This is a genomic window from Rhodococcus sp. WB9, assembly GCF_007558985.1.
Classification (GTDB): domain Bacteria; phylum Actinomycetota; class Actinomycetes; order Mycobacteriales; family Mycobacteriaceae; genus Rhodococcus_F; species Rhodococcus_F opacus.
On the sequence record NZ_CP041769.1, the window covers coordinates 6,370,466 to 6,392,743 of the forward strand.

The window sequence follows — 22,278 nt, forward strand, 5'->3', positions numbered from 1 at the left end:
TCAGGTGAGTGCGGCGGCGTTCACGAGGCCGATGGCGAAGAGGCTCGCACCGACCGCCCAGGCGGCACCGCACATCTGCGGGTTCCCGACCAGACCGATGAGTTGCCCCGGCAGCAGCAGATTCATCAGGCGCAGCGCGATGACCTGCAGCAGCACACCGAAGAGGCCGTAGACCGCGGAGTCGGCGAGACCCTGCGCGAATCCGTCGGAGCTGGTGAGGATCGCCGTGACCACGACGACGGCGAGGGCGAGATGGTTCGACGCCAGCAGGATTGCCGCGTTGGGGTTCTTGTCGACGTACACCTGGTGCCGGAGATTGCCGGGGGTGGCGAGGTCGAGTACCGCGAAGCCGACTCCGAGGACGGCGATGCCGATGACGAAGTACGCCAGGGTGCCGAGCATGCCGACGGCGAGCAGTCCGACGTCGACGCTGCCGATTTCCGTTGCTGCCGCCGTGTAGGTGGTGTTCACGCGCTTCTCCCCAGTCGAGTGTTCTCTGTCATTTCGCGCTTCCGGATCCGCCGCTGCCGCTGGCACCGCCCGCCGGTGAACCGGGGTTGAAACCGGGCCCCAGATAGGCGAACCCGCCACTCCGGTACCGTCCGTCGATGTCTTCGACGCGGACGAGGCTGCCGCCACCCGGCCCGGCGCTGACCGTGACGATGTCGTCGTCGTAGCGCAGGTATTCGCTGCCGCCGTCCGCCTTACGCGCTGCCGGTTCCTCCTCGGCGACGATGTTCGACACGGTCGTCCCCACCGGGTCGTTCGACGTGTACGTCTTCGCGTCGCCCGCGGTGTTCTGCAGGGCGTAGGTGTCGGCAATGTAGTCGCGGACGCCGCCGCCGCACGCGGTCGCGGCCAATACCAGGAGCAGCATCGGGGCGAGTCGCACGCGCGCACCGAACCGGCTCACGGCTGCCACCTGCTTCGAGTCTTCACGATCACCCCACCCTTGTCTCCTGGGTACAGATGCCAGGTCCGCCAGGCCCATCCGTCCGGATCTTTCGCCGCCGTGAGTGCGGTCAGTGCGGTGTGGTCGCCGGGGAACGCCCCGCAGATCCACCCGTCCACCTCGGTGGCCTGGCGCCGCAGCCAGTCGGCGGTCTGCTCGAGGTGGGTGCGGTCGACGGTGTCGGTGGTCGAGTCGAACCGATACCCGCTCGCGCTGTCGGATACCGGCAGCGGCCTGCCGCCGGCCCGGATCGCGTCGCACGACACCTGTTCGGTGATCCGCCTGCCCGCGGCGGACGCGGTCACCGCGTGCGACGCCCCGAGAACTGCGAGCGTCACTCGGTCCGCACCGTGGGTGATGGTGAGTTCGGCCAGCGGAAGCGGTGTTTCGGCGTTCACGACGAGACCGAGTGCCTCGGCCGTCACATCACGCGACTCGATGTCGAGGACGTGCAGTGTCACTGCGGCGGACCGGAATGGATCACGGTGAGTTCACCCCGCGTGACGGCGCGGCCCGTGGAGACCTCCCACGATTGCGTCCGCGCCCAGCGCTCGAAGGACAGCAGGCCGGTCTTGTCGGCCGTCTCGTAGTCGGCGTAGTCGACGATGCCCTGGGGTGCGGTTCCGGTGGTGCCTTCCGCGGTGAACGAGGCGGTGCCGCGCTCGATCTGCCGGTGCACCCGGTCGTCGAGGATCACGTCACCGTTCGGTTCGAGTCCCGTGCCCTCGCGGCGCATCCACAGCGTCATCTCGAGGTTGCCCTCGTCGTTCTCGACGGTCAGCCAGCGCTGACCGGTCGACCCGTCGAGGAGGTGTTCGTGCCAGATGTATCCCTCTTCGTCGAGGGTGATGGTGCCGCGCACGACGTGATCGATTCCGGCGTACGTGATGATGTCGCCGACTCCGATCTTGTACGGGTCGTAGACCTCCGGGTAGTCGGCGAGCGGATCGACCCTGGCAGCAGGAGTGGACTTCTTCCCGGCCCGATTCCGCAGGATCAGCACGATGCCCACGATCACGACGACGATCAGCAGCAGTAACAGCAGCGTGGTCAACAGTCTCTCCTGGTCAGCGGCTCCGGCACGGGAGACCGGCGCCCGGCCCCCACCGCTCAGTCACCTTACTGTGCGCCGCGCACCCACACACCTGGCGATTGCAGAGCCCGATAGCAAAGGCTAGCCTAACCGAACGCGCGAGCGGTGGAGCGGAGCGCTGTCGTTCACCGAGATTCGCGCGGCATACGCCCAGACGTCGACAAGACCGACTGTGAGGAACCATATGGCCATCCCGCCCATCTCGACCTACACGATCCCGGAGATCCACGAGGTCCCCGAATCGAAGGTGTCCTGGCGCCTCGACCCCCGGCGTTCCGCACTGCTGGTCCACGACATGCAGAACTACTTCATCGACGCGTACGACGTGCGGTCGGAGCCGATGTCGACCGCGCTGGCGAACATGGTCCGGATTCGCGAACTGTGCTCGGAAGCCGGGATTCCCGTGATCTACACGATGCAGCCGGGCGACCAGCACCCGTCGCGCCGCGGCATCCTCGCCGACTTCTGGGGCCCGGGACTGACGTCGGGTCGCGATACCGAGGTGGTCGAGCCGCTCGCCCCCCGCGAGGGTGACATCCAGGTGACCAAATGGCGGTACTCGGCCTTCCAGCGCACCGACCTCCGGCAGTTGCTCGGCCACCACGGCCGCGACCAGCTGATCGTGACGGGCGTCTACGCGCACATGGGCTGCATGCTGAGTGCCGCCGAGGCGTTCATGTCGGACGTGCAGCCGTTCCTGGTCTCCGACGCGACCGCGGATTTCAGCCGTGCCGAGCACCTCATGGCGCTCACCTATGCGGCGAAGCGCTGCGGTTCGGTGACCACCACGGATGCGCTGGTCGCCGCGTTCTCCCCGCTACAAGTCGGCTGAGTCGACCCGAAGCCCACACTCCGGCACAGCGCTTCGTTCCGAAGCCTGCGCCGGTGTGTTCGGCAGTCGGATCACCACAATCGATGTGGTTAGGCTAACCTGACACGCTGAGTAGCTGAAAGCCCGGAATCCCCACGCCCGAAAGCCGAAAGCATCAGGAGTGCCTGTTCGATGTCCCTTTCGATCTCGTCGCCGTCCACCCCGCAGACCGGGGAGGACACGGCCGACGTCTGCTTGACCGCCGCCCAGCGCGAGCTGTGGGCCGGGCACCTTCTCGACCCGACCCGATCGGCGTTCACCACGGCCGAATACGTGGAGGTCGCCGCCCCCGTCGACATCGACGCTCTCGCCGCGGCGGTACGCACGGTGATCGAGGAGGCCGAGGTGCTCTCGGTCCGATTCGAGGCCGAACCCGGTGCCGATTCGGCCGACGTCGTCCAGGTGCACGATCGTCGCCACGCCCCCGAACTCGAACGTCTCCAACGCGACCGGGCCGCAGCCCTGGAGTGGATGCGCGAGGACGTGCGCCGACCGCTCGACTTCGACTCCGCTCCCCTCGTGCGCACGGCACTGATCACGACCGAATCCGGTGTGCTCTGGTACCTCCGCGCCCCGCACGCGTTGCTCGATGCCTACGGGTATTCGCTGCTCACCCGCCGCGTCGCGGCACTGTACGCGGCCCGGCTCGCGGGCACGGAACCCCGGCCGGCGAAGTTCCCTTCGTTGCGGGCGCACGTCCAGGCGGCACAGGAATTCGATGCCGCGACCCCCGACATCGACGCGCCCCACGACGCTTCCCGTCCGGCCGGATTCAGCGACACCGTGCGCCGGCCCGTCCCCGACCCGCATCGCTGCACCCTCGCGATCGAGCCCGCGGTGGCGAAGACCCTGAGTGACGCGGCCACCGCACAGGCGACGACGTGGGCCGAGGCGGTCTATGCGGCCGCGGCCGCCTACCTCGGCGCCCACACGGGAGCGGAAGAAGTCCGGCTCCGCGTGCCGGTTTTGGCCCGGCAGGGCATCGAGCTGGCGTCGCCTGTGACGGCCACGAACATTGTGCCGCTCCGCATTCCGCTCGACGCGCGACCGACGTTCGCCGGCGTGATCGACAGAGTGGCCGCCGCACTGTCCGAGACGCGACCGTTCCAGCGCGTCCGGGGCGCCGGGAGCCGGGCCACCGGCGGGACGGTGGTGAACGTCAAACCGTTCGCCGCCAGAATCGCTTTCGGTCCCACGTTCGGGGCGGTGCATCAGCTCGCCACCGGTCCGGTCGAGGACGTGGTCATCTCCGTCTCGGGTGCCGGCGACGAACTCACCCTCGAATGGGCCGGAAATCCCGACGTCTACACGGACGACGAGATCCGGGACCACGCACACCGATTCGCGCACTACCTCCGAACCATCTCCGTGACAGCTGAACCCGTCTCCGTGGTCGACGTCTGCGCTCCGGACGAACTGGACCTGTGGCGGTCGGCGGCCGGCCTCGACCGGACCACCGGCACCGCAGCGGCGCTTCCGGACAGCATCGTCTCCGCCTTCCTCGCGCAGGTGCGCACCCACCCGGACCGCGTCGCGGTGAACGATCTGTCGTACCGGGAACTCTCGAATCGCAGCGCCGCCCTGGCCCGGCAGCTGAAGTCGGCCGGCGCCGGCCGCGGCACGGTCGTGGCCGTCAGCCTCCCCCGCGGCACCGACCTGATCGTCGCCGTCCTCGCGATTCTCCGCAGCGGCGCGACCTACCTGCCGATCGATCCGTCCTCCCCGGCCGACCGCGCCCGGTTCATCCTGCGGGACGCGCAGCCGTCGCTGGGAATCGGATCCGCCGATCTGCTCGGCGACCTCCCCCGAATCGAGGAGGGCGCGGCGCAGTCCGAGCTGGGCGAACTCGAGGACGCGGTGCGCGCGGACGACATCGCGTACATCATCTACACCTCCGGATCCACCGGTGTCCCCAAGGGCGTTCCGATTCCGCACCGTAACGTGCTGCGGCTGTTCGACGTGTCCCGTGACTGGTTCACGTTCACCGAGGACGACTGCTGGCCCCTGCTGCACTCGTACGCGTTCGACTTCTCCGTCTGGGAGATCTGGGGTGCGTTGCTGCATGGCGGCCGCCTCGTCACGGTCGACGAGGCCACCCTGACGTCACCGGCCGACCTCGCCGCGCTCCTCGTCGCCGAGGGTGTCACGGTGCTGAACCAGACGCCGTCCGCGTTCGGGCATCTCGTCGACGCTCTCGTCCGCGCGGACTCGTTCGACCGGCTGCGACTGCGGTACGTCGTGTTCGGCGGTGAGGCTCTCGATCCCGCCGTCCTGCGCGCCTGGTTCGCCGCGACCGGCCCGGATGCGGGAACCGAACTGGTCAACATGTACGGAATCACCGAGACCACCGTGCACGTCACCGCCACGAAGGTCACCGCCGCCGACGTCGTCGACATCGGGGTTCCGCTCGGCGACCTGCGCACGTACGTTCTCGGCTCGGGGCTGCGTCCGGTGCCGCCCGGCGTCACCGGCGAGATCTACGTGTCCGGCCCCGGACTGTCCCCGGGCTACCTCGGGCGCCCCGCCCTGACGTCGGGACGGTTCGTCGCCGACCCGTTCGCCCCCGACGGGGCGCGCATGTACCGGACCGGAGACCTCGCACGGTACGACGCGGCCGGCGCGCTCCACTACCACGGCCGGATCGACGACCAGATCCAATTGCGCGGTTACCGTGTCGAACTCGGCGAGATCGGCGCCGCGATGACTGCGGTGCCCGACGTGCAGGCGGCGGTGGCCACGGTGCACGAGCGGACCGGCGGCGACCAGCGGATCGTCGGGTACGTCGTTCCCCGGCCGGGCAGCGAGCACGACGCCGTCGAGGAGGAAGTACGGGCGCACCTGGTCCGCTCCCTCCCCGGGTACATGACGCCGTCCGCACTGGTGATTCTCGACCGCTTGCCGTTGACCCACAACGGCAAGGTCGACAAGGACGCGCTGCCCGCCCCCCGTTGGCTCGGACAGCCCGGCGACAGACCGCGGACCGACACCGAAGCCCGGATCCTCCCGCTGTTCACCTCGGTGCTCGGCTCCGAGGAGGTCGGCGTCCACGACGACTTCTTCGCACTCGGCGGAAACTCCCTCCTCGCCGCTGCTCTCGTGTCCGCGATCACTGCCGAACTGGGTGTTCCGCTGCGAGTTGCGACGGTCTTCGAGAATCCCACCGTGGCTGCCGTGGCCGCGCAGCTCGAGGATGCCGGCGAGCCGGTGTCGGCGAGCAGGCCGTCCCCGCGGGACCTCCCCGAGGGCACGCCGGCGCCGCTGTCGCCCGCGCAGGAACGCCTGTGGTTCCTCGACAGCGCGGCCGGCGGCGGAACGTACCTGCTGGCGCTGGCCGTCGATTTCGGGGAAGGCCTCGAACCCGACGCCCTGTCCGCGGCGCTCGCGGACGTCGTGACCCGGCACCAGTCGTTGCGGACGGTGTTCCCCCTCGTCGACTCGGTGCCCCACCAGGTCGTCCTTCCCGCCGGAGACGCGAAGGTCCGGCTCGAACGAGTCGACAACGTCGGCAACGTCGAGGGACACATCGCGGCGATGACGACGGTGGGTCTCGGGCTCACCGACCAGCCGCCGCTGCGCGCGGTACTGTACGAACCGCAGCGCACACTGGTCCTGTTGATGCACCACATCATCGGCGACGAGTGGTCGCAGTCGAAACTCCTCGACGATCTCGCCCTCGCGTACAACGCCCGCCGCGCCGAACGGGCACCGGAGTTCACGCCGCTGCCGTTGCAGTACCCGGACGTCGCGGTGTGGCAACGCGAACGCATCGGCGCCGGCGACGACGACGCGCCCACGCTGCTGACCGGCCAACTCGACTACTGGCGTGAGCAACTCGCCGGTCTGCCACTCGAACTGGACTGGCGCACCGACCGCCCCCGACCCGCCCTGCCCACCAACCGCGGCGCGAGCGTCCACCGCACGCTGTCGCCGTCGCTACACGCGGCCGTCGAGTCGCTCGCCGCCGAGCGCCGCGCGAGCTTCTTCATGATCGTGCACGCCGCCGTGGCCGTGCTGCTCGAAAGGCTTGGCGCCGGCGAGGACATCGCCCTCGGCGTGCCCGTCGCGGGTCGTAGTCACCCCGACCTCGACGCCATGGTGGGCTGCTTCGTCAACACGGTGGTCCTGCGGACCGACGTCTCGGGCGACCCGACGTTCGACGAACTGCTGGACCGGGTCAGGGCCGTCGACCTCGACGCCGTCGACCACGCCGACGTGCCGTTCAACCGGATCGTCGAACTCGTCAATCCCCCACGGTCGTCGGCCCGCCATCCCCTGTTCCAGGTGATGCTGTCGCACTGGAAACAGGAAGGTGCGGCGGAGCGATTCGCCGGGACCACCGCCTCGGTACGGATGCTCGACGCGACGTCCGCGAAATTCGATCTGGCGCTGCGCTTCCAGGAACGTCCGGACAGCGGCGGGGCCGACGTGACGTTCGAGTACTCCACCGAACTCTTCGATGCCGCGACCGTCGAATCCTTCGCGGACCGCCTCGCCGTGGTGATCGAGCGGCTCGTCGCGAACCACGAGCAGCGGATCGCCCGGCTCGACATCCTGACCCCGCAGGAGCGGGGCCGGGTGCTCGGCGAATGGTCCCACGCGGAGCACTCCATCCCGGCCCGTACGTTCGACGAGTACTTCTCCGCGCAGGTGGCGCAGACACCCGACGCCGAGGCCCTCGCCGTCGGTGCGAGCGTGCGGCCCGCGGTCTCCCTCACCTACCGGCAGCTCGACGAACGGGCGAACCGGATAGCTCACCTGCTGATCTCGCGTGGTGCCGGCCCCGGTGACGTGGTCGCGCTCGCACTCGACCGCTCCGCCGAGCTGATCGTCAGCGTTCTCGCCGTGCTGAAGAGCGGTGCCGCGTACCTTCCCGTCGATCCCACCTACCCGGCCGACCGGATCGCGCACATGCTCGCCGACGGCGCACCGGTCGCGATCCTCACGTCCTCCGTCGGTGTACCCGACCGCACCCCGCTGGGCACCGACGTGCCCACTCTCGATTTGGACGATCCGGACCTGCAGGCCCTGATCGACGCCCAGCCGGTCACCGGCCCCACGGACGCCGATCGGAGCAGGCCGCTGCAACTCGACGACGCCGCGTATCTCATCTACACGTCCGGATCGACGGGGGTGCCGAAGGGCGTCGTCGTTCCCCACCGGGGCATCGCGGATCTGCTGTCGCTGCAGTCGGACGTGATCGGCATGGACCACACCACTCGTGCGCTCCACTTCTCGTCCATCAGCTTCGACCTCGCGTTCTGGCAGATCATGTGGGGCGTGCTCTCGGGCGGAACGCTGGTGGTCGCGACGGACGCCGATCGCATCCCCGGTGAGCCGCTCGCCCGCGTCATCAACGAACACGACGTGAACTTCGTCGGCGTGCCACCGTCTTTCGCCGCCGCGTTCCCGCCCGAGCATCCCATCCCGGACGGCGTCGACCTGATGCTCGGTGCCGAGAAGCTCACACCCCAGCTGATCGAGCGGTACGCACCCGGACGCCGGCTGTTCAACGCGTACGGACCGACCGAGTGCACGGTCAACGCCACCCTGGCCCTCGTCGAACCGGGACACGAAGGTCCGGTCCCCATCGGCGTCGTCGATCCCGGCAAGCACGCGTACGTCCTGGACCACGCGCTGCGGCCGGTGCCTCCGGGCGTGTCCGGCGAGCTGTATCTCGCGGGCGACAGCATCACCCGGGGATACCGCAACCAGAGCCCCAAGACGGCGGAACGTTTCATCGCCGACCCGTTCGCGGAGCCGGGCACTCGCATGTACCGGACGTCGGATGTGGTGTGGTGGGGCCGGGACGGTCAGATCTATTTCGCCGGCCGCGCCGACTCCCAGGTCAAGGTGCGCGGATTCCGCATCGAACTCAACGAGATCGAGGCCGTGCTGTCCGGTGCCCCGGACGTCGAGCACATCGTCGTCGTGGTCCGCGAGGACCGCCCGGGCGATCAGCGGCTGGTCGCGTACGCCACGTCGGTGCCGGGCGGCCGGATCGACCCCGACCAGTTGCACCGCCGCGCCGCCAGCCGGCTGCCGGATTACATGATCCCGGCCGCGTTCATCGCCGTCGACGAGTTCCCCACCCTTCCCAACGGCAAGCTCGACCAGTCGTCTCTTCCCGTTCCGCACCTGTCACTGCAGGTGTCCGAGCGGGGTCCGCGCACGGCGCGCGAAGAGGTGCTGTGCCAGTTGTTCGCCGAGGCTCTCGGTATCGAGCGGGTCGGCATCGACGACAGCTTCTTCGACCTCGGCGGCCACTCGCTGATGGCGGCCGGATTGATGAGCGCGATCTCGAAGCGGCTGTCCGTCACCGCGACGGTGGCCTCGCTGTTCGCCGCGCCGACGGTGGCCCAGCTGGCCGGCCGTCTCGACGACGATCACGACGCCGACGCGCTGGCCGTCCTGCTGCCGTTCCGCACCGAGGGGTCCGAGCCGCCGGTGTTCTGCTTCCACCCCGCCGGCGGGATCAGCTGGGGCTACTCGGGCCTGCTGCGGCACATCGACGACGACTACCCGCTGTACGGCGTGCAGGCCTCCAACCTGTCGACGTCCAGGCGACCGCCGGACACGCTCGAGGACATGGCCGCCGAATACATCGAGCACATGCGGACCGTGCAGCCGAAGGGCCCCTACCACCTACTCGGATGGTCGCTGGGCGGCGTCGTCGCGCACGCCATCGCCGGCGCACTGCAGAACCAGGGGGAGGAACTCGGCATGCTCGTCATGCTCGACTCCTTCCCGTCGGACGCGTGGGCCTCGATGCCGACGGAGCAGGACGCGCTCGCCGCGCTGCTCTACATGGTCGGCTACGACCCGGAACCGCTCCTCGCGGATGGACTCGACCGGCAGCAGGTGATCGACATCCTGCGCGGCGAGGGCAGTGCGCTCGCCGGGATCAACGAACACACACCGGCTGCGATGATCGACAACTTCGCGAACGCCGTGCGCCTCGAATCCGAACCCTCACAGATCGTCGTGGACTCCGACATGCTCTTCTTCACTGCGGCCAGGAATCCTGCGACCGCGGCGACGTACGACTTGTGGCGGCCCTACCTGACCGGCACCATCGTCAACCACGACCTCGACTGCGAGCACAAGGACATGACTCAGCCCCGTTGGATCGGCGAAGTCGGCTCCGTCGTGAACGAGGCCCTCGCCTCGTTCGGCTCGCGCATGAACCCCATCAACACAGAACAGGGAGATCGATGAAAACGTCCGGAAGATACTGGCGTAGAGCCGGAATCGTGATGATGGCGGCAACCGCGCTGTTCGCGGGTGCCTGCAGCGAGTCGAATTCCGACTCGACCGACGCGGCGGGATCCGCCACCGGACAGGCCGACGCGTCGGCCTTCCCCGTGTCGATTCCGTCGGCGCTCGGCACCGCCGAGATCACGGAGGCACCGGAACGTGTCGTCACGATCGGCTGGGGCAGCGAGGACGCGGCACTGTCGCTCGGCGTCGTTCCTGTCGCCGTGCAGAACATGAAGTCGGACACGGGAACCGACGACGGCCTGCTGCCGTGGTCGCGGGCGAAGCTCGAACAGCTCGACCCGAACGCGGAACCCACATTGCTGACGGCGTCGAGCAAGGAGATGCCGTACGAGCAGATCGCGGCACTCGACCCCGACGTGATCCTGGCCGTGCACTCGGGCGTGAACCAGGAACAGTACGACAAGCTCTCGGCCATCGCCCCCACCGTGGCGTACCCGGAGCGTCGCTGGGCCACCAGCTGGGAAGACCAGATCACCACCGTCGGCAAGGCCCTCGGCCGGTCGGCACAGGCCGAGGCACTGGTGACCCAGACGCAGGACACCCTCGCGCAGGCGAAGTCGCAGCACCCCGAGTTCACCGGGAAGACGGTGGCATTCGGTAGCGGCACCGAGCCGGGGTCGTACAACTTCTACTTCGACACCGATCCTCGCCTGAAGATGCTGGCCAGCCTCGGTTTCACGGTCGATCCGCTCGCCCAGCAGTTACGCGAGAGCAGTGACCAGACCAAGTTCGCGGCTCCCGTCAGCCTGGAACTGCTGCCGACGTACAACCCGGACGTGCTGCTCGCCTGGTACCTGTCGCCGGAGCTGCAGAACGAGGTCCAGTCGAATCCGCTGTTCGCCGGGATGAAGGCCGTGCGCGACAACGCCTACGTGGGTCTGACCGACCCGCCGCTGGTGTTCGCGTCGAGCTCACCGAACGTGCTCAGCATGCCGTGGCTGCTGGACAAGCTGCTCCCGCAGCTGTCGCAGGCCGCGAACAACGCTCAGGCCAGCTAGTTTCCACCTGACAGCGTCACTGTGCCGCTGCCGAGAGGTCGTCCTCCTCGGCAGCGGCACTGCTGTAGGTGCGCAACCCCTTCAAGGTCAGTGCGAGAACCGCCAGCACCACGATGCCGCCCGCCCCGTAGAGGAGGAACGCCTCCCGCGGACCCACTGCGGCGCCGACGGCGCCGGCGACGAGCGCTCCGGCGGCCGAGCCCGTGGAGATCTGGGCGCCCCACACACCGGCGACGCGTCCGCGGTACTCCTCGGGGGTCTCGGTCTGGATGACCGCGTACCGGAGGATGTCACCGAGGACGCGGCCGAATCCGTGCGCGGCGAGCCCGAGGAACGTGACCGCGATCATCGGGACGGCGCCGACGCCGATCAGCCCGGCCGACGCGATCATGGCCGCGAGGAACACGATCAGGCCACCGCGACGCGCAGTCCCCGTCCAGCCACTCGTGAGTGATCCGGTGAGGGCGCCGACGGCGGGGGCGCTGTAGAGCAGTCCGGTGGCCGCCGGTCCGGCGTGCAGGACCTGGCTGGCGTAGGCCGGCAGCAGCACGTTCCAGCCGGTCAGCATCATGGCGCAGAAGCCGACCAGAAGCGTCCCACCGACCACGGAGTCCTTGGCGGCATAGGTGAAGCCGCTGGCGATCGACCGCAGCGGACTCTCGGTGTTCTTGACCGGCGGCGGCAGCGACGGCAGCCTGGCGATGCAGTACGCGGTGATTCCCGAGGACACCGCGGCCAGAACGTAGTTGGTGCCCACGGATGTCACCGCGATGATCACACCGCCGATGGCAGGTGACGCGACCGTGCCGAGGTCGGCCATCACGGTCATCAGGGCACCCGCGGCGGCCATCTTGTCCTTGGGGAGCAGCGACGGGATCACCGCCATCAGCGCGGTCGCGGAGATGCCGCCGGCGAGGCCCTCGATCACGCCACACAGGTAGATGATCCACAACTGGGGTGTGGGGAGGAACGCGTTGACCGCGAGGATCGCGAAGGCCAGACCCGCTGCGGCACGGGCGAGCGAGATGACCGGTCGGCGGTCGTACCGGTCGGCGATCACGCCGCCGAACAGGGTGCCGATGAACACCGAGGAGCCCACGACGATGCTCGCCACGCCCACTGCCAGTGTCGAATTCGTCATGTCGTACACCTGCAGCGGCACCGCCACCAGGAGCAGACCCAGACCGAAGATGGAGATCGTGCGGGCAATGAAGATGTATCGGAACTCGCGACTCGTCCGTAGAGGCGTCAAGTCGATTGCGTATCGCGATAATCCAGCCATTGTCATCCATTCACATTCGGTTGCAACAGCTCTCCGTTTCGCCGTTCGCGCGGAGAGCAACTATGCTTAGGCTTCACTAACCCAGCAACTTACCCCATGTCGTCGAATCGGCTCAACGGGCCGTGGTTCGACCGACGCACCGGAGGATGACAGTGAGTTCCGCTCCCAGCACAGTTCCGACCCGCGACCGAATCCGCGCCGACGTAGCCGACGTGCTCGACGTCCCGGTCGCCGAGATCGACGATTCCGCGAACCTCCTCGACGAGGGAATGGATTCCGTGCGCGTGATGGCGCTGGTCGAACGATGGCGGGCGGACGGCGTCCAGGTGGATCTCGTGGACCTCGTCGGTGAGCCGACACTCGACGCCTGGTTCGAGGTGACGGCAGCACGCTGAGCGGTCCCACCGCCTACTCTTGATCCGGCTGGTCGATCCCAGGGTCGGCACGGACACGGGAGGATGCGAGGGGACATGGCTCACGAAACCAGCGGTGCAGGCAGGATGAGCGTGCTCCGGACCCCACGGTTCTGGATAGCTCCCCTGCTCCTCGTCTCCGTCGTCATGTCCCTGCTGGCCGCGCTGTACATGGGTGGAATGCTCAACCCCACCACACACCTCAACCACTTCCCCATCGCGCTCGTCAATCAGGACGAGGGCGACACCACGCCCAATTCCAACCCGCCGCAGCAGCAGAATTTCGGCGACCAGATCACCGCCGGGCTCGTCGAGGGTGTCGATCCGAACAAGGTCGAACTTCGGCGGATCGGGATCGCGCAGGCCCAGTCCGCACTGGACAACGGGGAAATCTACGGTGCGATCGTCATACCGAGCGACTTCACGAAGCGCACGTTCATCCTCGCCCAGGCCGGTGTGATTCCCGGAGACGTCGAACGTCCGGTGATCACCATCTACACGAACCCCCGCGCGGGCACGATCAGTGCGAACCTCGTCCAGAACATCGGGGAAATGGCGTTGGACAAGGCCAATCAGACGATGGGCGAGCAGCTCACCACCCAGGTGACGCAGCAACTCCAGGCGACGGCCCCCGACCTCCAACTGTCGGGGGCCAGCCGGCTCGTGCTCGACGACCCCATCGACGTGCGGGTCGTGGCCCACAACCCGCTGCCCGACGGCACCGGCTTCGGCTTGGCGGCGTTCTACTACGCGCTCCTCATCGTCCTGGCCGGTTTCACCGGTGCGACCATCGCGAGCACCCTCATCGACGGCATGCTCGGATTCACTCCGACCGAGGTGGGGCCGCTGTACCTCCACAACGAGGCGGTCCCGATCTCACGTTTCAACACCCTGCTCATCAAGTGGGCGGTGATGGTTGTGCTGGCGATGATCGTGTCGGGTCTGTACCTGTGGATCAGCTCGGCCCTCGGCCTGCCGATCACCGATCCGCTCGCCCTGTGGGAATACGGCGCCTTCGCGATCGCCGCGGTCGGGATCACGGCGATGTCCGTGATGGCGGCGTTCGGCAACCTCGGCCTGCTCATCAACCTGCTGGTCTTCGTGGTCCTGGCGCTGCCCTCGTCGGGCGGCACGATCCCGCTCGAGGCCGCGCCGCGCCTGTACACCTGGCTCGGCGAGTTCGAACCGATGCACCAGATCTACATCGGGGTGCGCGCCATCATGTTCTTCGGCGCAGCGGGCGACGCAGGGCTCATCCACGCCGTGTGGATGACCCTCGCCGGCCTTCTCATCGGCCTCGTCTTCGGTGCAGTCATCACCCGGTTCTACGACCGCAAGGGCTTGCATCGCCGCCACAATGCGCAGACCGAACCCGAACCGGTGGACGCAGCCGGGGCGTGAGTCACGCGGGCGCGGACGACCAGGCCGTGCCGAACTGTTCGTACCAGGGATGCGGGGCGGGCACCGCCGCCAGGATCCGTTCGACGAACCGATCGGGGTCGCCGAGTTCGGCGAGTCCGACTCCGCGGCGCTCGTAGTCGGCGAATTTGGCGTGCAGTCCGGCGACCACCTTGTCGGTCACCGTCTGCTCGAACTCTTCGATGGTTGCCATCGGATGCCCCTCCTTCCGGCGAGAAGCGTCTGCGTTCAGTGTAGTGCCGACCTGCGGATTTACCCTCGCCCGGCGGCGGATTATCGACTGTCGGTAACGCAGAGCAGACTGTGCCCGTGAGAGTGCTCCTGGTTCCCGACGCCGACGGTGGCGCGACGACCGTTCGCACCGATCCCGCGGGCGTTCCGATCGAGTCGCCACGTCGTCACCCCGACGCCGTGGCCGCGGTCCGCGACATCGAGGCCACCGAACACCCCCGCTGGGTCTGGACGAGTACCGCGGCCGTCTATCCGGCACTGCTGCGAGCCGGGGTGCGGGTGCGGCGCTGCCAGGACCTCGCGCTCACCCACGCCATCCTCAGCATGCGCGACGGTGTACCCGCGCCACCGCCGGACGAACCCGTCGACGAACGGCCCGGCCTGTTCGAGACCGCACCCACCACGGATCCGGCGCAGGTGGTGGCGGACTTCGCGGAACAGCGGAAGACGATCGGTGACGACGCCCGGCTCGACCTGCTGGTGGCCGCCGAGTCCGCGGGAGCGCTGGCCGCCGCGGAGATGAGCTTCGACGGACTGCCGTTCTCCACCGTTGCCCATCGCGCGTTCCTCGAGGCGGCGCTCGGTCCGCGGCCGGCCGGGTACGACCTGCCGCAGCGCATCCAGGACGTGACTGTGGAGATAGGGGCGGCGTTCGGCCGTCGCATCAACCCGGCGTCCCACGTGGAGGTCGTCGACGCGTTTCGCCGTGAGGGCATCGAACTCGCGTCGACCCGCAAGCACCTGCTGCGGGAGGTCGATCACCCTGCCGTGCCGCTGCTCCTGCGCCACCGGGATCTGTCCAAGCTGTTCAGCACGAACGGCTGGCAGTGGCTGGACAGTTGGGTCCGCGACGACCGGTTCCGGCCCGTGTACGTTCCCGGCGGCGTGGTGTCGGGCCGCTGGGCGAGCCGCGGCGGCGGCGCACTGCAGATTCCGAAACCGCTGCGGTCGAGCGTGCTCGCCGATCCGGGTCACACGTTCGTCATCGCCGACGCCGGCCAACTCGAACCCCGCATCCTGGCCGCCATGTCGGGGGACGCCCGCATGGTTGCCGCCGCGGGCGCCGACGACCTGTACGCACCGGTCGCGGCGGAGACGTTCGACGGCGATCGAGGCAAGGCCAAGGTGGCGATCCTCGGTGTCCTGTACGGCGCCACCGCGGGCGAGGCCCGTTCCCTGCTCACGCTGCTGCGCACCCGCTTTCCCGTCGCCGTCGAATATGTGGAAAGGGCGGCCCGTGCCGGTGAACGCGGCGAGGTCGTGCACTCGTGGCTCGGCCGGGCGTGCCCGCCGCCGTCCCCCGACTTCTGGTCGCACGGCGACGCGCATTCCCGCGGCCGGTTCACCCGAAACTTCGTGGTGCAGGCCACGGCATCCGAGTGGGCACTGTGCGTGCTCGCGGATCTGCGGCGCCGGCTGGCGGACGACCCGGACAGCGAACTCGTCTTCTTCCAGCACGACGAGGTGATGGTGCATACCCGGGATCCGGACTCGGCGACGCGGCACGTTCTGGGCGCGGTCGAGGTAGCCACCCGGTTGCTGTTCGGCGAGACGCGGGTGCGGTTCCCGATGGATGTGGCGGTGCGGGACTGCTACGCCGAAACCTCCGACGAGGCCTGACGCGCGCGGATTTCCGGTGTCGCCGGTGCGCTCGACATGGTGTACTGGGACGCACTGCTGGCGGGGGCGGCGAAGGAGAACCCATGACGAAGCTGGATTCGACGGACTCGAGCACCAGCGGCGAGACGCCGCGCAGATTCCGCTGGCCTGCGTTCACCATCGTGGCAATCGCGATCATCGCGTTCTTCGCGGGCGGATTCGGGGGTTCCTTCCAGGGCAAGCTCACCGAGGTCCAGAAGAACGACAACGCCGCCTACCTGTCGAGTTCCGCCGAATCGACGATCGTCACCAACGAATCGTCCAAGTTCCTCACCGTCGAAACGATCCCCGGTTTCGTGCTGTTCCACAGCGACGCCCCGCTCACCGAGCAGGACAAGACCGCGATCGCCCAGGCACGTGACGCCATCGCGGCAGTCGACGGGGTCGACGCCGAAGGCATGTCCCAGACACAGTTCTCCCAAGACGGCACCACGGCATCGATCTTCGTTCCCCTCGTCGCGAAGGAGGACGGCACGGCGGTCGCCGGCGATGTGCTCGCCGCCACCGAGGAGAACGTCCTCACCGCCGCGAAGAACGCGGCCGCCGGGCTCGAGGTGCTCCCTGCCGGTCCCGGTGGTCTGCTGGTGGCGTTCATCGACGCGTTCGCTGGGCTCGACGGTGCACTACTGGGCGCCGCCCTGCTCGTGGTGGTCCTGATCCTGCTGGTGGTCTACCGCTCCCCGGTGTTGTGGTTCTTCCCGCTCTTCTCGGCACTGCTCGCGCTCGGCCTGGCGTCGATGGTCATCTACTTCCTCGCCAAGGCCGAGGTGCTCACGCTCACCGGACAGAGTCAGGGCATCCTGTTCGTCCTCGTGATCGGTGCGGGCACCGACTATGCGCTACTCCTGATCTCCCGATATCGAGAAGAACTTCACTTCTATCCCAGCCGGTTCGACGCCATGGTCAAGGCGTGGAAGGAATCCGCCCCCGCCATCACGGCGTCGGCAGTCACCGTCATCCTCGGTCTGCTGTGCCTGACGTTCTCCGAACTGAACTCCAACAAGAGCCTCGGGCCGGTCGCCGCGATCGGCATCGCGTGCACGTACCTCGTGATGATGACGTTCCTGCCCGTCGCGCTGTCCGCGGCGGGACGGTGGGTGTTCTGGCCGCGGAAACCCAAGGTGGACGAGGCCGCCGACCTCACCACGCACGGCCTGTGGGGCAAGATCGCCGCCCAGGTCGGAAGCAAGGACCGCCCACTCTGGATCGGTACGACGGTGCTCCTTGCCGTGCTGTTCCTGGTCGGCATCGGCAGTCTGAAGACAGACGGGCTGTCGTCGTCGGAGAACTTCACCAACCGCCCCGACGCCGTCGTCGGTCAGGAGTTGTACGACTCGAAATTCGATCCGGGCGCCGGCGCGCCCGCCGTCATCGTCACCAATGCCGATCAGACGGACGCGGTCATCGCGGCCGTGAGCGGTGTGGACGGGGTGTCGACGGATCCCGGCGCGGTGTGCCCGCAGGTCGACGTCGAGAAGCTGTCCGCACTCGTCAAGTCCAACCCGGCCGCGGTGGCTTCGGCGGCCGGGCAGGGGTGCGCACCCGACTTCCTCACGGCCGCACCGATCGACGGGCGCATGGTCGTCAACGCGACACTCGCCGACTCGTACGATTCCCCGGAAGCCCTCGAGACGGTGAAGCGACTGCGCGACGCGGCGCACGCCGTACCCGGTGCCGATGCGCTCGTCGGTGGCAGCACGGCAACCACTCTCGACGTGCAGACGGCGTCGGTGCACGACCGGAACCTGATCATCCCGATCGTTCTCGTCGTCATCTTCGTCGTGCTGGCCCTCCTGCTCCGCGCCCTGCTCACACCCATCATCCTCATCGCCACCGTGGTCCTGTCGTTCGCGGCCACCCTCGGGGTGTGCGGACTCTTCTTCACCCACGTCTTCCATTTCGCGAACGCAGATCCGGCGTTCCCGCTGTTCGCGTTCGTGTTCCTCGTGGCGCTCGGCATCGACTACAACATCTTCCTGATGACCCGGGTCCGCGAGGAAACCGAGGAACACGGCACCAAATCCGGTGTGCTGCGGGGACTGGCGGTGACCGGTGGCGTCATCACGTCGGCCGGTGTCGTACTCGCCGCGACGTTCGCGGTATTGGGCGTGCTGCCCCTGGTGTTCCTCGCCGAGGTCGGTTTCGCGGTCGCGTTCGGTGTGCTTCTCGACACGATCATCGTGCGCAGCATCCTCGTCCCGGCGCTCTCTCACGACGTCGGCAAGAAGATCTGGTGGCCGTCGGCGCTGGCGAAGGCCAAGGACTAATACGCTTCGTCCGTCCACAGGTGGAACAGCGCGTAGGCCCGCCACGGTCGCCACGACTCGGCGAGTTCCGCTGCCTGCCTGCCGGTCCTGACCTCCAGCGCGCGTTTGAGGACGAGGTCGTCGGGTGTGAACGCGTCCGGGTCGGCCAGCACCCGCACCGTCAGATAGTCCGCCGTCCACGGGCCGATGCCGGGCAGTGCGAGCAGACCGGCCCGGAACTCGGCCGGGTCGGTGTCCGCGTCGAGGCGCAGACCGTCGGACGCGGCCTCGGCCAGCGCGAGCACCGTCCTGGCCCGGGCGCCGGTGAGACCGAGGGTGGAGCGCAACTGTTCGGGTGCGAGCGCCGCGAGCGTCTCCGGTTCGGGAAACGCGAAGAATCCGTCGTGGACCGGCCGACCGTACGCGGACACGAGCCGGCTGCCGAACGTCCGGGCCGCCGCCAGCGAAACCTGTTGTCCGAGAACGGTCAGAACCGCCGTTTCGAACCCGTCCACGCTCCCCAGGCGCCGCAGACCCGGTCGTAGTGCCACCAGCGGAGCCAGTTGCGGGTGACGGCTCAACGCGGCGTCGATCGGCAGCGGATTCGCGTCGAGGTCGAGCCAGCGCCGGACCGCGACGGTCAGCGCTTCGACGTCTCCCGGATCCGCCGGTGTCAGGTGCGCCTCGACGTACCCGCCGGCGGGACGAACGACCACGGACACCAGCGCGGGCCCGTGCGGACCGTTCACCACCCGGGTGTGGGTTCCGTCGGGGTCGTGTCGCTCGAGCCCGGACACGGTGTGGGCGCGGAGCGCGCCCCACAACGGCGCATGGGTGAACGGACCCCGGTACGGCAGCTGCACTCTCATGCGTCCTCGAGTCCCGTCACCCGCAGCGTGATGTTCAGTCGGCCCGTTGTCAGTCCGCAGTCCGGATCGCTCGTGCCGGGAAGCACTTTCGGCACTCCGTGATACGCGAACCGGGACTCACCACCGAACACGAAGAGGTCGCCCGACAGCAACTCGACATCGGTGTACGGCTTCGTGCGGGTGGCAGTGTTGCCGAAGCGGAACGTGCATGTGTCGCCGATGCTCAACGACACGACGGGCGCATCGGACCGCTCCTCCTTGTCCTGGTGCATGCCCATCTTCGCGGTGTCGTCGTAGAAGTTGATCAGCGCGGCATCGGGTGTGTACCCGTCGGCGGGCTGCCCGTACGCCTCACTCACCGCTCGCCGGCCGAGTTCGACCAGCCAGCCGGGCACCGGCGCGACACGGCCGCCGCCCGCGTCCTCGGCGGTGCGCGAGTAGGAATACGGCTTCCAGTGCCAGCCGAGGCACACCGTCTGCACCGACATGCGATGCCCCGTCGGCAGTTGCGCGGCCCGCATCGGGACCGGTGCGGTGGCCCAGCGCCGGCATTCGGCCACCAGGTGGCGCTGCTCCTCCGGCGTGAGCCAGTCGGGGACGTGGACGGCGCCGGGCGCCACCACAGTTCGGGGCCGGGGTATCAACGCGGACATCACGGTCACTCGGCGTCGTGCAGGACCAGGCCGAGGGTCCGGCGGGTGCCGCGCCGAACGGTGCTGACACCGTGCCGTACCGGTCCCGTCGACCAACCGCGGGTCGAGCGTACGGGCCTGTCCCTGGTGGTGAATATCAGCGCATGACCCTGCCGCAGCGTCGTCACCGTGCCCCGGGACTGGGCGCGGGGTCGCTGCTCGACGAGCATGAATTCCCCGCCCTCGTGGTCCACTCCCGGGCGGTCGAGGCCGATCACTACCTGCAACGGGAACACCAGGTCACCGTAGAGGTCGCGGTGCAGAGCGTTCCAGTCGTTCGCGCGGTAGCTGAGCAGGATGGGTGTCGCCCGTTTCTGGCCGGCGTCGTGGCACATGTCCAGCCATTCGTCGAGGGTGTCCGGCCACGGCGCGGGCTTCCTCAGCTTGGTCGCCCAGTCCCGTGCCACGGGAAGCAGTTTCGGGTAGAAGGCCGCACGGAGTTCGGCCACGACGTCCGGTAGCGGGTAGTCGAAGTACCGGTACTGTCCCGAGCCGAAACGGTGCCGGGCCATGTCGACGGTGGACCGGAAACGCTCGACCTCCTCGTCCATGTCCGAGATCTGCCCGCACTCCTCGGCCGTCAGGATCTGCTCGGATTGCGCGCATCCCGCGGCGTCGGTCTCGCCGCGGAGACCCTGCCAATCGAGGTCGTTCACGCGTTGCGTCAAGGTAGTCATGCCGCTGCCTCCAATGTCAGCAGAATCGACTTGGCTTCCGGCCCACCCGCGTACTGGCCCATGCTGCCGTCGCTGCGGACCACCCGGTGGCAGGGAACCACGACGGGGAGCGGGTTGAGGGCGCAGGCGGTTCCGACCGCGCGCACTGCCTTCGGGCTGCCCGCGGCCGCCGCGACCGCGGCGTAACTCGCGGTGTGCCCGTATTCGATCTCGGGAAGATGGTGAAGTACCTCGAGCCGAAACCCCTTGGACAGCCTGAAATCCAGCGGGACGTCGAAGCTCGTGCGCTTGCTGAGGAAGTACTCGTCGATCTCGTGGGCCACCCGGTCGAGCCGGGCCGGTGCGCGCAGGATCCGGGGGCTGATCTGCTCGGCGAGGGTCTGCAGCACGGCGTCGTGATCCTGGCGGGGGAAGGCGACCCGTACCAGCCCGCGATCGGTGGCGGCGAGGAGAAGCGAACCGACGGGGGTGTCGAGGGTCCGGTACGCGACGTCGAGGAGCCCTGCTTCGGCGGCGAGGGCCGCGAGCCTCTCGCGCAGATTCTGCTCCACCGCGGAGTCCGACGTGGACAGGGCGTAGACGATGTCGGGGATGTTCATGTGATGTCTCCACTCACAGAGATCGAGAGGGTCTTGCGTAGCGCCGCAATCCCGTCGGCGGCGGCCCGCCGCGACGCGTCCGGGGAGTTGCCCAGGATCACCGCGATCTCGGCGTACGGCAACCCGGCCAGGTAGTGATACGCCACCGCCGCCCGCTGCTTCATCGGCAGGGCGCCGACCGCATTCCACAACTCGGGATCGTGACCGCCGGGAAGTCCGCGGTCGGTGGTCTGCTCAGGAAGCGCGTCGGTGGGGACGGGCCGCCGGTCGCGCGCACGTATGTGGTCGAGCGCTTTCCGGTGCGCGATCGTCACCAGCCACGCCTCGACGTTGCTCCCGGGACGCAAGTCGGGGTACGCCCGCATCGCGGCGATGAACGTCTCCGACCACGCGTCCTCGGCGTCCACCGGACCGACCACGGCCCGGCAGACCCGCAGCACCGTCGGCCCGTGCTCGACCACGATGTCTTCGAACGGCTTCAGGGTCATCGGCTCAGCCGGAGTCGCGTCCGTTCCGCTTCGCGTTCGAGCAGGAACCGTTTGCGGTCGAGCCCGCCCGCATACCCCGTCAGGTTGCCGTTGCTCCCGATGACGCGGTGGCACGGGACGATGATGCTGATCGGATTTCTGCCGTTCGCCGCCGCCACCGCGCGAATCGCGGTCGGGGTGCCGAGGGAGTCGGCCAGCTGACCGTACGTCCACGTCTCGCCGTACGGGATGGTGCGCAGGGCGTCCCACACCCGTTGCTGGAACGGGGTGCCTCGCGCGGCGAGCGGGACGGTGAACTCGGTGCGCCTGCCGTCGAAGTATTCGGTGAGCTGGGTGACGGCCTCGTCGAAACCTGCGGTGTCGCGCTCCCCGAACGTCGCGGGATTCGGCTGATGCCGGTGTTCGACCATGTAGATGCCGCTCAGCACGCCGTCGACGCTCACCAGCGTCAGGGGGCCGATCGGTGAATCGATGACTGTGTGTGCTGCTCGGTCGGCATTCACGGTGCCAA

19 protein-coding genes are annotated in these 22,278 nt (G+C 68.5%); 7 read left to right on the forward strand and 12 right to left on the reverse strand.

The window, feature by feature from the left end; all coding sequences use genetic code 11:
- Genes FND50_RS29765 through FND50_RS29780 form a run of 4 tightly spaced genes read right to left on the reverse strand, consistent with a single transcriptional unit; the run spans position 1 to position 2,006 of the window.
- Positions 1-471 (reverse strand): DUF350 domain-containing protein, encoded by a 471-nt coding sequence (locus FND50_RS29765; RefSeq protein WP_144288069.1) that lies wholly within the window; start codon positions 469-471, stop codon positions 1-3.
- A gap of 28 nt (positions 472-499) precedes the next feature.
- Entirely contained in the window at positions 500-922 is a 423-nt protein-coding gene (locus FND50_RS29770) for a DUF4247 domain-containing protein (protein WP_005261364.1), read from the reverse strand.
- Positions 910-1,413, reverse strand: coding sequence for a DUF2617 family protein (locus FND50_RS29775; RefSeq protein WP_144288070.1), 504 nt, complete (start codon positions 1,411-1,413; stop codon positions 910-912). Before FND50_RS29775 ends, FND50_RS29770 begins: the two co-directional genes overlap by 13 nt.
- Entirely contained in the window at positions 1,410-2,006 is a 597-nt protein-coding gene (locus FND50_RS29780; RefSeq protein ID WP_144288071.1) for a DUF4178 domain-containing protein, read from the reverse strand. Before FND50_RS29780 ends, FND50_RS29775 begins: the two co-directional genes overlap by 4 nt.
- A gap of 223 nt (positions 2,007-2,229) precedes the next feature.
- Here FND50_RS29780 and FND50_RS29785 point away from each other — a divergent pair, with 223 nt between their 5' ends.
- From FND50_RS29785 to FND50_RS29795, 3 genes are all read left to right on the forward strand, one after another.
- Entirely contained in the window at positions 2,230-2,877 is a 648-nt protein-coding gene (locus tag FND50_RS29785) for an isochorismatase family protein (protein ID WP_144288072.1), read from the forward strand.
- 171 nt (positions 2,878-3,048) lie between these two features.
- Positions 3,049-10,131, forward strand: a complete 7,083-nt coding sequence (locus tag FND50_RS29790; protein WP_144288073.1) for a non-ribosomal peptide synthetase — start codon at positions 3,049-3,051, stop codon at positions 10,129-10,131.
- Positions 10,128-11,192, forward strand: a complete 1,065-nt coding sequence (locus FND50_RS29795; RefSeq protein ID WP_144288074.1) for an iron-siderophore ABC transporter substrate-binding protein — start codon at positions 10,128-10,130, stop codon at positions 11,190-11,192. Before FND50_RS29790 ends, FND50_RS29795 begins: the two co-directional genes overlap by 4 nt.
- 16 nt (positions 11,193-11,208) lie before the next feature.
- Here the strand turns inward: FND50_RS29795 and entS are convergent, their stop codons facing one another.
- Complete coding sequence (gene entS, locus FND50_RS29800) at positions 11,209-12,474, reverse strand: enterobactin transporter EntS (RefSeq protein ID WP_144288075.1); 1,266 nt, start codon at positions 12,472-12,474, stop codon at positions 11,209-11,211.
- Positions 12,475-12,620: 146 nt separating this feature from the next.
- Here entS and FND50_RS29805 point away from each other — a divergent pair, with 146 nt between their 5' ends.
- Positions 12,621-12,869, forward strand: a complete 249-nt coding sequence (locus FND50_RS29805) for a phosphopantetheine-binding protein (protein ID WP_037230874.1) — start codon at positions 12,621-12,623, stop codon at positions 12,867-12,869.
- 75 nt (positions 12,870-12,944) lie between these two features.
- Positions 12,945-14,288: a YhgE/Pip domain-containing protein gene (locus FND50_RS29810; protein ID WP_144288076.1), complete on the forward strand. Its 1,344-nt coding sequence runs from the start codon at positions 12,945-12,947 to the stop codon at positions 14,286-14,288.
- A gap of 1 nt (position 14,289) precedes the next feature.
- Here FND50_RS29810 and FND50_RS29815 read toward each other — a convergent pair whose 3' ends face one another.
- Positions 14,290-14,499 (reverse strand): hypothetical protein, encoded by a 210-nt coding sequence (locus FND50_RS29815; RefSeq protein ID WP_144288077.1) that lies wholly within the window; start codon positions 14,497-14,499, stop codon positions 14,290-14,292.
- Between the two features lie 116 nt (positions 14,500-14,615).
- Here FND50_RS29815 and FND50_RS29820 point away from each other — a divergent pair, with 116 nt between their 5' ends.
- Both FND50_RS29820 and FND50_RS29825 read left to right on the forward strand, forming a co-directional pair.
- Positions 14,616-16,157, forward strand: a complete 1,542-nt coding sequence (locus FND50_RS29820) for a bifunctional 3'-5' exonuclease/DNA polymerase (RefSeq protein WP_144288078.1) — start codon at positions 14,616-14,618, stop codon at positions 16,155-16,157.
- Positions 16,158-16,240: 83 nt separating this feature from the next.
- Positions 16,241-18,463 (forward strand): MMPL family transporter, encoded by a 2,223-nt coding sequence (locus tag FND50_RS29825; RefSeq protein WP_144288079.1) that lies wholly within the window; start codon positions 16,241-16,243, stop codon positions 18,461-18,463.
- On the opposite strand, the gene FND50_RS29830 is transcribed toward FND50_RS29825, so the two are convergent.
- Genes FND50_RS29830 through FND50_RS29855 form a run of 6 tightly spaced genes read right to left on the reverse strand, consistent with a single transcriptional unit; the run spans position 18,460 to position 22,270 of the window.
- Positions 18,460-19,311 carry a DNA-3-methyladenine glycosylase gene (locus FND50_RS29830; protein WP_144288080.1) on the reverse strand — a complete coding sequence of 284 codons (852 nt, stop codon included), beginning with the start codon at positions 19,309-19,311 and terminating at the stop codon, positions 18,460-18,462. The genes FND50_RS29825 and FND50_RS29830 overlap by 4 nt on opposite strands.
- The gene (locus FND50_RS29835) at positions 19,308-19,964 is read right to left on the reverse strand and encodes an alpha-ketoglutarate-dependent dioxygenase AlkB (RefSeq protein ID WP_144289197.1); all 657 of its coding nucleotides are present in this window, start codon (positions 19,962-19,964) and stop codon (positions 19,308-19,310) included. Before FND50_RS29835 ends, FND50_RS29830 begins: the two co-directional genes overlap by 4 nt.
- 5 nt (positions 19,965-19,969) lie before the next feature.
- Positions 19,970-20,680 (reverse strand): 2OG-Fe(II) oxygenase, encoded by a 711-nt coding sequence (locus FND50_RS29840; RefSeq protein WP_144288081.1) that lies wholly within the window; start codon positions 20,678-20,680, stop codon positions 19,970-19,972.
- Entirely contained in the window at positions 20,677-21,279 is a 603-nt protein-coding gene (locus FND50_RS29845) for a methylated-DNA--[protein]-cysteine S-methyltransferase (protein WP_144288082.1), read from the reverse strand. The genes FND50_RS29840 and FND50_RS29845 overlap by 4 nt, the downstream gene beginning before the upstream one ends.
- Positions 21,276-21,767, reverse strand: a complete 492-nt coding sequence (locus FND50_RS29850) for an RNA polymerase sigma factor (protein ID WP_065492162.1) — start codon at positions 21,765-21,767, stop codon at positions 21,276-21,278. Before FND50_RS29850 ends, FND50_RS29845 begins: the two co-directional genes overlap by 4 nt.
- Positions 21,764-22,270 (reverse strand): methylated-DNA--[protein]-cysteine S-methyltransferase, encoded by a 507-nt coding sequence (locus FND50_RS29855; RefSeq protein ID WP_144288083.1) that lies wholly within the window; start codon positions 22,268-22,270, stop codon positions 21,764-21,766. The genes FND50_RS29850 and FND50_RS29855 overlap by 4 nt, the downstream gene beginning before the upstream one ends.
- Positions 22,271-22,278: the final 8 nt, after the last annotated feature.